An 11,548-nucleotide genomic window follows, 5' to 3' on the forward strand; every position below is an offset into this window, starting at 1 on the left:
CGCCCGGACTACTGTGCAGCGGCCATCGGAGCACGGCGAGCGTCTTGCTGATGGCCCGGCCGTGGTCGGCGGGCCGATCGGCGGACCAATCGGCGCGACAGCGGTCGGCTCGATGTCGGTGGTCGATGGGACGCTGGTGGCATGTCGCAGGAAACGTGTTCGTCGGCGTGTCGCACCCCGTGCGGTACGGCTCGTCGGCGCTGCTCCACAGGTTGCCCACAGGGCCCCGCGAGGGCGATCCGCACCGTGCTGCGCATGCCGTCAGGGCTGTCCACAGGGTGGGGAAACCGTCGTCCCCCGCTGTGGGCCGACACGCCGCTCAACACGACATGTGGTGGTGAGGTGCGTCGCCGACCACTAGGTGTAGTGTCTGGATCCCGGGTAGCAGTTCACCCGAGCTCGAACCACAACCGTGTAGTTACACGCGTGGAGCCGTCCGGGTGTCGATGAGGGGAAACACGTGAGCATCACCGTCTTCAGCAAGCCGAACTGCGTGCAGTGCACGGCCACCTACCGTGCGCTCGACAAGCACGGTCTGAGCTACGAGATCGTCGACCTGAGCGTCGACGCCGAGGCGCTCGAGTCCGTCAAGGCGCTCGGCTACCAGCAGGCCCCGGTCGTCCTGGCGAACGGCGACCACTGGGCGGGCTTCCGTCCGGACCGCATCAAGGCGCTCGCCGCCGCGAACGTCGAGTCCGGCGTCGCCGCGACCGCCTGACCTCGCGCCACCAGCGCCACGCACGACCCAGCACCACGCACGACCAGCAGGGAACGAGACGGAGGGGAGCGGCCGATGGGCATCGTCTACTTCTCCTCCGTCTCGGAGAACACGCACCGCTTCGTGGAGAAGCTGGGCCTGCCCGCCCAGCGGATCCCGCTGCGGTCGAAGGACGAACCGCTCGTCGTCACCGACGAGTACGTGCTGATCCTCCCGACGTACGGGGGCGGGACCACCCAGGGTGGTGCCGTGCCCAAGCAGGTGATCCGGTTCCTCAACGACACCCGCAACCGCTCGCTGATCCGCGGCGTCATCGCCGCGGGCAACACGAACTTCGGCGAGGCGTTCTGCCTCGCGGGTGAGATCGTCGCGAAGAAGTGCGACGTTCCCTACCTCTACCGCTTCGAACTCCTCGGCACCGATCAGGACGTCATCCGCGTCCGTGAAGGATTGGCACAGTTTTGGCTACGACGCTCGCAGATCCCGGCCTGACCACCTCGCACCGCTTCGAGGGCATGGACTACCACGCCCTCAACGCGATGCTGAACCTGTACGGCCCGGACGGTCGGCTCCAGCTCGACGCCGACCGCGCGGCCGCGCGGCAGTACTTCCTCCAGCACGTGAACCAGAACACGGTGTTCTTCCACAACCTGGACGAGAAGCTGTCCTACCTGGTCGAGGAGGGCTACTACGAGGGCGAGGTGCTCGCGAAGTACTCGACCGACTTCCTGCACCAGCTGTGGGACGAGGCGTTCGCCTACAAGTTCCGCTTCTCCACGTTCCTCGGGGCGTTCAAGTACTACACGTCGTACACGCTGAAGACGTTCGACGGGAAGCGTTACCTGGAGCGCTTCGAGGACCGCGTCGTCATGGTCGCGCTCACGCTGGCCGACGGCGACGAGACGCTCGCCCGCGAGATGGTCGAGGAGGTCATCACCGGCCGGTTCCAGCCCGCGACCCCGACGTTCCTCAACGCCGGCAAGCAGCAGCGCGGCGAGCTCGTCTCGTGCTTCCTGCTGCGCATCGAGGACAACATGGAGTCCATCGCGCGCGGCATCAACTCCGCGCTGCAGCTCTCCAAGCGCGGCGGCGGCGTCGCCCTCCTGCTGAGCAACATCCGCGAGCACGGCGCGCCGATCAAGAAGATCGAGAACCAGTCCTCGGGCGTCATCCCCGTGATGAAGCTCCTCGAGGACTCCTTCTCCTACGCCAACCAGCTCGGTGCGCGTCAGGGTGCCGGCGCCGTCTACCTCTCGGCGCACCACCCCGACATCCTGCGGTTCCTCGACACCAAGCGCGAGAACGCGGACGAGAAGATCCGCATCAAGACGCTGTCGCTGGGCGTGGTCATCCCCGACATCACGTTCGACCTCGCGAAGAAGAACGAGGACATGTACCTGTTCTCGCCCTACGACGTCGAGCGCGTCTACGGCGTGCCGTTCTCGGAGATCTCCGTGACGGAGAAGTACCACGAGATGGTCGACGACGGCCGGATCCGCAAGACGAAGATCAAGGCCCGCGACTTCTTCCAGCTGCTCGCCGAGATCCAGTTCGAGTCGGGCTACCCCTACATCGTGTTCGAGGACACGGTGAACGCCGCCAACCCGATCGCCGGCCGCGTCACGATGAGCAACCTGTGCTCCGAGATCCTCCAGGTCTCCACGGCCTCGACGTTCAACGACGACCTCAGCTACGACGTCATCGGTCGCGACATCTCGTGCAACCTCGGCTCGCTGAACATCGCCAGGGCGATGGACTCCACCGACTTCGCCAAGACGATCGAGACGTCGATCCGGTCGCTGACCGCCGTCTCGGACCAGACGCAGATCACCTCGGTCCCCTCGGTCCAGGAGGGCAACGACGCGTCGCACTCCATCGGCCTCGGCCAGATGAACCTGCACGGCTTCCTCGCCCGCGAGCGCATCCACTACGGCAGCGAGGAGGGTGTGGACTTCACGAACATCTACTTCTACACCGTCGCGTTCCACGCCATCAGTGCCTCGAACAAGCTCTCGATCGAGCGCGGGACCACGTTCCGCGGCTTCGAGGACTCGCAGTACGCCTCGGGCGAGTACTTCGACAAGTACACGGACAGGGTCTGGGAGCCGGCCACCGACCGCGTGCGTCAGCTGTTCGCCGACGCCGGGATCGCCATCCCGACGCAGGAGGACTGGCGCGGGCTCAAGGCCAGCGTGCAGGCCCACGGCATCTACAACGCCTACCTGCAGGCCGTGCCGCCGACCGGCTCGATCTCCTACATCAACCACTCGACGAGCTCGATCCACCCGATCGTCGCTCCGATCGAGATCCGCAAGGAGGGCAAGATCGGGCGCGTCTACTACCCGGCGCCCTACCTCTCGGACGACAACCTGGAGTTCTACCAGGACGCGTACGAGATCGGCTACGAGAAGATCATCGACACCTACGCCGCCGCCACGCAGCACGTGGACCAGGGGCTGTCGCTGACGCTGTTCTTCAAGGACACCGCCACCACGCGCGACGTCAACAAGGCGCAGATCTACGCGTGGCGCAAGGGCATCAAGACGCTGTACTACATCCGTCTGCGCCAGGCCGCGCTCGAGGGCACCGAGGTCGAGGGCTGCGTCTCCTGCACGCTCTGACCCACCTCCTGCTGACACGCACCGCCGAAGAGGAACGACAGACATGATCGACAAGCTCAAGCTGGTCAGCCGGGTCCACGCCATCAACTGGAACCGGGTCGAGGACGACAAGGACGCGGAGGTCTGGGACCGCCTCGTGGGGAACTTCTGGCTCCCCGAGAAGGTGCCGGTCTCCAACGACATCCCGTCGTGGGGCACGCTGACGCAGGAGGAGAAGCTCCTGACGATGCGCGTCTTCACCGGCCTGACGCTGCTCGACACGATCCAGGGCACGGTCGGCGCCGTCAGCCTCATCCCGGACGCGATCACGCCGCACGAGGAGGCCGTCTACACGAACATCGCGTTCATGGAGTCGGTGCACGCCAAGAGCTACTCCTCGATCTTCTCGACGCTGTGCTCCACCAAGGAGATCGACGAGGCGTTCCGCTGGTCGGAGGAGAACTCCAACCTCCAGCGCAAGGCCGAGATCGTCATGAACTACTACCAGGGTGACGACCCCCTGAAGCGCAAGATCGCCTCCACGCTGCTGGAGTCGTTCCTGTTCTACTCGGGCTTCTACCTGCCGATGTACTGGTCCAGCCGCGCCAAGCTGACGAACACGGCCGACGTGATCCGCCTGATCATCCGTGACGAGGCCGTGCACGGGTACTACATCGGCTACAAGTTCCAGAAGGGCCTGGCCAAGGAGTCGCAGGAGCGCCGCGACGAGCTGCAGGCCTACACGTACGAGCTGCTGATGGAGCTGTACGAGAACGAGGAGCAGTACACCGAGGACCTCTACGACGGCGTCGGCCTGACCGAGGACGTCAAGAGCTTCCTGCGCTACAACGCCAACAAGGCGCTGATGAACCTCGGGTACGACGCGCTCTTCACGAAGGACCAGACCGACGTGAACCCGGCCATCCTGGCCGCGCTGGCGCCGGGTGGCGACGAGAACCACGACTTCTTCTCGGGCTCCGGCTCGTCCTACGTGATCGGCAAGGCCGTCACGACCCAGGACGACGACTGGGACTTCTGACCCGGCAGGATGCACGACGGCGGCGCCTGAGATCGGTCAACCGATCTGGCAGACGCGTCATCGTGCGGCATTGAGAAGAACGTCTCGGGATGGTGAACGACGAGTTGGCTAGAACCTGGGCGGCGCTTGTCTCGTGGGGAGCCGGTCGGTGTGCGCGACTGGCTCCCCCGTGTCGCGAAGGCTCGTGAGACGAGAGCGATGGCGGCCCGACTTCCGTCGAGCAAGGCGCTCCGGACCATGGTGAACGACCAATGTGCCTTCCCAGCGTGCCTCCAGCTCCTCACGCGGGACCAGTAGAGCGTGCAGTCTCTTGTCGTCCCCTAAGGCGTCGGCCTCGGTCGAGAAGTAGCTGAAGAACGTGCGGCGGCTGATTCGAGCCCTGGAGGCGAGACTGCGGAGTGCGGCTGCGACATCCGGACCCGCCGCGGTGGGGAGTCGTGCGGGCCTAGGCTGCAAACGTGGAGCAGTCATCGCATCAGCCACCTGTCCTCGCCGACGTCGCGAGGATCGCCGGTGTCAGCGTCTCGACAGTGTCGCGGACCCTGACCGGCCGTACACCCGTCAGCCCCGACCTTCGGGCCAAGGTGGAGTCCGCCGTCGCGGAGCTGGGTTATCGACCGAACGCAGCCGCGCAGACGCTCGTGAGTGGACGACGTTCAACGATTGCCGTCCTGGCTCGGAACACCCTTCGCTACGGCTACGCCGCCACCCTTCAGGGCGTGGAGGAGGCGGCGCGAGCTGCGGGGTTCACGGTGACGATCGCGGTGGTCGAGTCGGACGCGCCCGCCGACATCGCCGCCGCGGTTGGACTTGTTCTTTCGCAGCCGCTCGCCGGCGCGATAGTGATCGAGTTCGACGCTGTAGGTGTCGCCACGCTTGAAGCCCTGCCAGTGTCCCTCCCTGTCGTGGCCGTGGCCGGTGCGCTTCGGCCGCCCGGCCCGCGACCCCACGTCTTCCTCGACGACGAGAGCGGTGGCCGACTGGCCACGGAGTACCTCCTGGGCCTGGGGCACCGGACGGTTCATCACGTGGCGATCCCATCGACTCGCCCCCGCTCCGGGCGTAGCTGGGGCTGGAGGAAGGCGTTGCGCGCGGCAGGAGTGGACGTGCCCGCCATGATCGCGGCGGGGTACGACCCGTCCTCCGGCTACGAGGCGGGGCGCGCATTGACGCTGCTCGACGACGTCACGGCGGTCCTGTGCGGCAATGACGAGATCGCGATCGGGGTGACCAGGGCACTGCGCGAGGGCGGCCGGCGCGTTCCGGAGGACGTGAGCGTGGTCGGGTTCGACGACCAGCCCTTCGCCGAGATGTGGCTGCCTCCGCTGACCACCGTCGCGCAGGACTTCACCGAGCTCGGTCGTCGCTCGATCGCCCTGCTCACGTCGTGGCTCGACTCAGGTGTGAAGCCGGTCGACTGGGTAGGGCAGCCGTCGCTCGTCGTACGCGAGAGCACCGCTTCGCCCCTCTGAATCGCCCAGCTGCGCCCACGACGGGTTGCTGAGCCCCTCCGTCGACCAAATCTGACCAACGTTTGCAGAAACCAGTCCTCACTGGTTATGGTCTGACCAACGTTTGCAGGGCCGCGGCGTCGCGGTCGTTGACGAGGGAGTCGAGAACTGTGGTGAGCTCACCAGCGCTGGTCCGTGCGGACCTTGTGGGACCCGAGGGGGTTGAGCCACAGATCGTTCGTCTGTCGGCCGCCGGTGAGGAGCTCGTGCTCCTGATCCCGAAGGACGCCATGCCGCGCGTCCTGCACTGGGGAAGCGGCCTCGGTCGTGTCGGTCTCGATGATCTCGAGGCGATGGCCCAGACCTCCGTGGCGCCGCTGGCGACGAACGGCGTCGATGCGGGCGTCCTGGTGGGCGTACTGCCCGAGAGTGGGAGCGGTTGGACGGGGACTCCAGCGATTCAGGGCCACCGTGCGGGTCGGGGCTGGTCACCGCGGCTGCGTCCGGTAGACGTGCAGGTTGACGCCGCTGATGGACAAGGGGGACGCGTACTCGTCGCCGGGATCGACACCGAGGCGGGCCTTGAGGTCACCGTCGAGATCGAGATGCTCAGCTCCGGCCTCGTCAGGCTTCGGTCGTCGCTGACCAATGAGCATCCGAGCGACTACGTGCTCAACGCATTGCTCGTCTCGCTTCCCGTGCCCTCGCGTGCCACGGAGGTTCTCGACCTCGCCGGTCGTTGGGCGAAGGAGCGGGTACCGCAGCGGCGCCCGTTCACGGTGGGGGCGCACGTCCGCGAGGGACGTCACGGCCGCACCGGCGCGGACGCCGCCACCGTCCTGACCGCTGGAGAGGCCGGCTTCGACTTCGAGAGCGGTGAGACGTGGGGTGTCCACGTCGCGTTCAGCGGGAACCACGTCGTCGCCGCCGAGCGGGCGTTCTCCGGCGAGCGGCTCCTGTCGGGGGGAGAGCTCCTGCTCCCCGGCGAGGTGGTGCTGGCCGACGGCGAGACGTATCGCGGGCCGTGGGTCTATGCGCTGCACGGGCATGGTCTGGACACCGCGGCCGCCGTCGTCCACCGCCACCTCCGGTCCCGCCCGCACCACCCCTCGAGTCCTCGCCCTGTCGTGATGAACGTCTGGGAGGCCGTGTACTTCGACCACGACCTCGACACGCTGCTCGGACTCGCTGACCTGGCATCGAGCGTCGGCGTCGAGCGTTTCGTGCTCGATGACGGGTGGTTCGGGGCTCGCCGGGACGACACCGCCGGGCTCGGGGACTGGTGGTTCTCCCCGGAGGTCTGGGGCGACGGTCGTATCGAGAGGCTCGTTTCTCATGTGAAGGGTCTGGGGATGGAGTTCGGGCTGTGGTTCGAGCCCGAGATGGTCAACCCCGACTCCGATCTGGCCAGATCCCACCCCGACTGGCTGCTCCAGGTGCCGGGGCGTCTTCCCGTTGCGGCACGGTCTCAGCAGGTGCTGAACCTGGCGATTGCCGAGGCTTCGGCCCACGTGCGGCAGCAGATCGTCAGCGTCGTCCACGAGATCGGTGTCGACTTCATCAAGTGGGACCACAACCGCGACCTCGTCGACGCAGGCTCGACCGTCACCGGCGCTGCCGGGGTCCACGCCCAGACGCACGCCGCTTACGCCTTGATCGACGAGATCCGGGCGCTCTGCCCTGGCCTCGAGATCGAGTCGTGCTCCTCCGGGGGCGCGCGGGTCGACCTGGAGATCATCGAGCGGACCGACCGCGTCTGGGCCTCTGACTGCATCGACGCGCACGAGCGCCAGACCATCCAGCGGTGGACGGCACAGCTCCTGCCCCCCGAGCTGGTCGGGTCCCACGTCGGGGCAGGTCGCGCCCACACCACGGGGCGGCAGCTCGACCTCGACTTCCGTGCCGCGACCGCGCTGTTCGGCCACTTCGGTATCGAGTGGGACCTTGCCTCCGCCTCCGAGCAGGAGCGCGCGGACCTCGCCGAATGGGTCACGACGTACAAGCGGCACCGACACCTCATCCACACCGGGTCGGTCGTGCGGCGCGACCTGGAGGACGGCGCCGTGATGCTGATCGGGGCCGTGGCACCGGAGCGGTCGGAGGGGCTGTACTCGGTGGCTCAACTCTCGCGCACCGTGACATGGCCGCTGGACCGGGTCAGGCTCCCCGGTCTCGACCCTGCCGCCAGCTACCAGGTGACCGGCGTCCATCCGCGCGGTCCGCGGTCGGAGTTGGAGGACCGCATCTACCCCCGTTGGTGGTGGGAGGGGGTCCGCCTGCCGGGTGCTGTCCTGTCCGAGGTCGGCATTCACCTCCCGGCGCTCGACGTCGACCACGCGTGCCTCGTGCACGTCGAGCGGCAGTCGTGAGCGCCGGCACGGCGGAACGCCGCGACGCGGTGCGACCGGCTCGCCGATCGCGCTACTCGCGCATGGAGTGGCGCAACCTGCCCACCGCGCTGCTCTTCATCGCGCCCGCGTCGATCGGCTACGCAGTGTTCCTGCTGTGGCCCACCCTGCGGGGGATCTACCTCAGCTTCACCGACACCACCGCGTTCAACGCCGGTGAGCTGGTCGGGCTGGAGAACTACCAGCGGATGTTCGCCGACGGGGTGTTCCTGGACTCCTTCCGGGTGACCCTGTACTACGTCCTGCTCAACATCGGACTGCAGACCGTCCTGGCGCTCGTCGTGGCCGTGCTGATGCACCGATTGACGCAGTCGCTCGTGATTCGCGGCCTCCTCCTGACGCCGTACCTCGTCTCGAACGTCGTGGCAGCGATGCTGTTCCTGATGTTGCTGGACTACCAGCTGGGCTTCGTCAACGCCGTGATCGACACCCTCGGTCTGGACCGGCTGATGTTCTTCGGGAGCCAGGACCTGGTGATCCCGACGATCGCGTTCGTCAACGTCTGGCGACACCTCGGCTACACGGCGCTGCTGATCTTCGCCGGACTGCAGACGATCCCTGACAACCTCTACGAAGCCGGTCGGATGGACGGCGCCTCGGAGCTGACGATGTTCCGCCGGTTGACGCTCCCGCTGCTACGGCCCTACCTCGGCCTGGTCCTCATCGTCACGGTGATCGGCTCGTTCCAGGTCTTCGACACCGTTTCGGTCGCCACCCAGGGCGGTCCGGCCAACGCCTCCAACGTCATCCAGTACTACATCTACGAGGTCGCCTTCTCGCGCAGCTACGACTTCGGCTACGCCTCGGCGATGTCGGTCGCACTCCTGGTCGTGCTCGCGGCGGTCTCCATCCTCCAGTTCCGGCTGACCCGGGCCAACACCAACGACATGGCGTGAGGGGAAAACTCATGAATGCCATCACCGTCGACCCCGACCTCCAGGACAACCTCGAGCACCCCGAGCCCGCCACCACCGCACCTTCCGGATCGGGTCCGCGGCCGCGCCGGTTCACCTGGGGCAAGGCCGTGGGCTGGACCGTCATGATCGTCATGATCGTGATCACGCTGGTGCCGTTCTACTGGATGCTGCGCACCGCGCTGTCCTCCAACTCGGCCCTGCCCGGCGGCGCCGCCGACCCGCTGCCCGTGGGCTTCAGCTGGGGTGGCTTCGAGCGCGCACTCGGCCTGGCGACACCGCAGGAGTCACTCGCCGCAGGCGGCTCGGGCGCCGCGATGAATTTCGGCCGCTACCTGGTCAACTCCATCGCTGTGGCCACGATGGTGACGGTCGGACAGGTCCTCTTCTCGGCCCTGGCGGCGTATGCCTTCGCGCGGATGCGCTGGCCCGGACGCGACGTCATCTTCGCCGCCTTCCTCGGCGGACTCATGGTGCCGACCATCTTCACCCTGCTGCCCAACTTCCTCCTGGTGCGTGACCTGGGACTGCTCGACACCCTCCCGGGGATCGCCCTGCCGACCATGCTCATGACGCCGTTCGCGATCTTCTTCATGCGGCAGTTCTTCATGGGGATCAGCACCGAGATCGAAGAGGCGGCGATGCTCGACGGCGCCAGCCGCATCCGCACCTTCTTCAGCATCATCGTGCCGATGGTCTCCTCCGCGGTCGCCACGCTCGGCATCCTCACCTACATCACCTCCTGGAACGACTATCTCTGGCCGCTGCTGGTCAGCCAGACCGACGGCTCTCGCGTACTGACGCTCGCGCTCGGAATCTTCCGCGCTCAGTCACCGCAGTCGGCTCCCGACTGGCCCGGCCTGATGGCCGCCACCTTGCTGGCCGCCCTCCCCGTCCTGGTGCTCTACGCATTCTTCGCCAAGCGGATCGTCAACTCGATCGGTTTCAGCGGCATCAAGTAGCGCACCACCCGAACTGCCCTGACCGACAACCGACGTCGGCCAGCTCAACTCCGCGCATCGAAGCGGATGCAACGAAAGGGAACACGAATGCGAAAGTCACTCAAGACCGCCCTCGCGGGCTCGGTGGTGCTGGTGCTGGCCGCCTGCGGCAGCGGCGGATCGGGCACCGGTGGCGACTCGGCCACCGGCGAGATCTCCTACTGGCTCTGGGACTCCAACCAGGTCCCGGCCTACCAGGCCTGCGCGACAGCCTTCACCGAGGCCAACCCCGAGATCACCGTCAAGATCGAGCAGTTCGGCTGGGAGGACTACTGGACCAAGGTCACCGCCGGCTTCGTGGGCGGATCCGGTCCCGACGTGTTCGTCGACCACCTGTCCAAGTACGGCGAGTTCGCCCAGCAGGGCCAGGTCATCGACCTCGACGAGCTCATCGAGCGGGACAGCGTCGACACCTCCGTCTACGCCGAGGGCCTCCTGGACCCGTGGGTGGGCCCCGAGGGCGGGACCTACGGCATGCCGAAGGACTTCGACACCACCGCCTTCTTCTACAACACCGCCATGCTCGAGGAGGCCGGCATCACGGCCGAGGAGCTGTGGGCCGCCGACTGGAACCCGAGCGACGGCGGCACCTTCGAGGACATCGTGGCCCGACTGACGGTGGACACCAACGGCGTGCGGGGCAACGAGCCCGGCTTCGACCCGTCCTCGATCGCGGTCTACGGGCTCGGCCTCAACCCGCACTACGAGGAGACCGGCCAGATGCAGTGGGCCAACTTCACCGGCACCCTGGACTGGGACTACCTCGAGAGCAACCCGTGGGGCACGCAGTACAACCTCGACGACCCTGAGTTCCAGGAGACCATCGGCTGGTTCTACGGGCTCGCGGACAAGGGCTACGCGCCGGCCTCCGGCGTCTTCTCCGAGGAGACCCTCACCCAGATCGGCTCCGGCCAGGTCGCCATGGGCACCAACGGCTCCTGGGCCACGAACTCCTTCCAGGCGCTGGACGGCATCGACGTCGGCATCGCCCCCGGACCCGTGGGCGAGAGCGGAGCCCGCGGCTCGATCTACAACGGCGTGGCCGACTCCATCAATGCCGGCTCGGACAAGCAGGACGCCGCCTGGGAGTGGGTGAAGTTCCTCGGCAGCACCGACTGCCAGGACCTGGTCGCCGAGCAGGCCATCGTCTTCCCCTCCATCCCCTCCTCCTCCGACAAGGCGCTGGCGGCCTTCGAGGCCGCCGGGGTCGACGTGTCGGCCTTCTTCAGCTATCTCGAGGATGACAACCGGACCTTCCTGCCGCCTATCACGCTGCAGGCCGGTGAGGTGAACGCGCTGGCCAAGACTGCGCTGGAGAACATCGCGCTCGGCAACGCCGACCCGTCCTCGCTGACCCAGGTCAACGAGCAGATCAACGCTCTGCTGGCCGACTGACACCACCCGATCGATCCACCGG

9 protein-coding genes are annotated in these 11,548 nt (G+C 67.0%); all 9 read left to right on the plus strand.

The window, feature by feature from the left end:
* Window positions 1–460 precede the first annotated feature (460 nt).
* Window positions 461–718 carry a redoxin NrdH gene (locus SERN_RS06020; RefSeq protein WP_135849232.1) on the plus strand — a complete coding sequence of 86 codons (258 nt, stop codon included), beginning with the start codon at window positions 461–463 and terminating at the stop codon, window positions 716–718.
* Between the two features lie 75 nt (window positions 719–793).
* On the plus strand, window positions 794–1,210 hold the full coding sequence (nrdI, locus tag SERN_RS06025) for a class Ib ribonucleoside-diphosphate reductase assembly flavoprotein NrdI (RefSeq protein WP_135849233.1): 417 nt from the start codon (window positions 794–796) through the stop codon (window positions 1,208–1,210).
* A 23-nt stretch (window positions 1,211–1,233) separates the two neighbouring features.
* Window positions 1,234–3,339: a class 1b ribonucleoside-diphosphate reductase subunit alpha gene (nrdE, locus tag SERN_RS06030; RefSeq protein WP_135849787.1), complete on the plus strand. Its 2,106-nt coding sequence runs from the start codon at window positions 1,234–1,236 to the stop codon at window positions 3,337–3,339.
* A 43-nt stretch (window positions 3,340–3,382) separates the two neighbouring features.
* A complete protein-coding gene (nrdF, locus tag SERN_RS06035; RefSeq protein WP_135849234.1) occupies window positions 3,383–4,357 on the plus strand; it encodes a class 1b ribonucleoside-diphosphate reductase subunit beta in 975 nt (324 codons plus the stop codon).
* Between the two features lie 458 nt (window positions 4,358–4,815).
* Window positions 4,816–5,829, plus strand: coding sequence for a LacI family DNA-binding transcriptional regulator (locus tag SERN_RS06040; protein ID WP_135849235.1), 1,014 nt, complete (start codon window positions 4,816–4,818; stop codon window positions 5,827–5,829).
* 269 nt (window positions 5,830–6,098) lie between these two features.
* Entirely contained in the window at window positions 6,099–8,177 is a 2,079-nt protein-coding gene (locus SERN_RS06045; protein WP_135849788.1) for an alpha-galactosidase, read from the plus strand.
* Window positions 8,174–9,112 carry a carbohydrate ABC transporter permease gene (locus SERN_RS06050; protein WP_332888462.1) on the plus strand — a complete coding sequence of 313 codons (939 nt, stop codon included), beginning with the start codon at window positions 8,174–8,176 and terminating at the stop codon, window positions 9,110–9,112. The genes SERN_RS06045 and SERN_RS06050 overlap by 4 nt, the downstream gene beginning before the upstream one ends.
* An 11-nt stretch (window positions 9,113–9,123) precedes the next feature.
* Window positions 9,124–10,092, plus strand: coding sequence for a carbohydrate ABC transporter permease (locus tag SERN_RS06055; RefSeq protein WP_135849236.1), 969 nt, complete (start codon window positions 9,124–9,126; stop codon window positions 10,090–10,092).
* An 87-nt stretch (window positions 10,093–10,179) separates the two neighbouring features.
* Window positions 10,180–11,526 carry an ABC transporter substrate-binding protein gene (locus SERN_RS06060; RefSeq protein ID WP_135849237.1) on the plus strand — a complete coding sequence of 449 codons (1,347 nt, stop codon included), beginning with the start codon at window positions 10,180–10,182 and terminating at the stop codon, window positions 11,524–11,526.
* The last annotated feature ends 22 nt before the right edge of the window (window positions 11,527–11,548 follow it).

This window comes from Serinibacter arcticus (assembly GCF_004786095.1).
Classification (GTDB): Bacteria; Actinomycetota; Actinomycetes; order Actinomycetales; family Beutenbergiaceae; genus Litorihabitans; species Litorihabitans arcticus.

Excerpts from the sequence above, each read along its gene's own strand:
- nrdI (WP_135849233.1), top strand. The coding sequence starts at position 794 with ATGGGCATCGTCTACTTCTCCTCCGTCTCGGAGAACACGCACCGCTTC.
- nrdE (WP_135849787.1), top strand. The coding sequence starts at position 1,234 with ATGGACTACCACGCCCTCAACGCGATGCTGAACCTGTACGGCCCGGAC.
- nrdF (WP_135849234.1), top strand. The coding sequence starts at position 3,383 with ATGATCGACAAGCTCAAGCTGGTCAGCCGGGTCCACGCCATCAACTGG.
- SERN_RS06045 (WP_135849788.1), top strand. The coding sequence starts at position 6,099 with ATGCCGCGCGTCCTGCACTGGGGAAGCGGCCTCGGTCGTGTCGGTCTC.
- SERN_RS06055 (WP_135849236.1), top strand. The coding sequence starts at position 9,124 with ATGAATGCCATCACCGTCGACCCCGACCTCCAGGACAACCTCGAGCAC.
- SERN_RS06060 (WP_135849237.1), top strand. The coding sequence starts at position 10,180 with ATGCGAAAGTCACTCAAGACCGCCCTCGCGGGCTCGGTGGTGCTGGTG.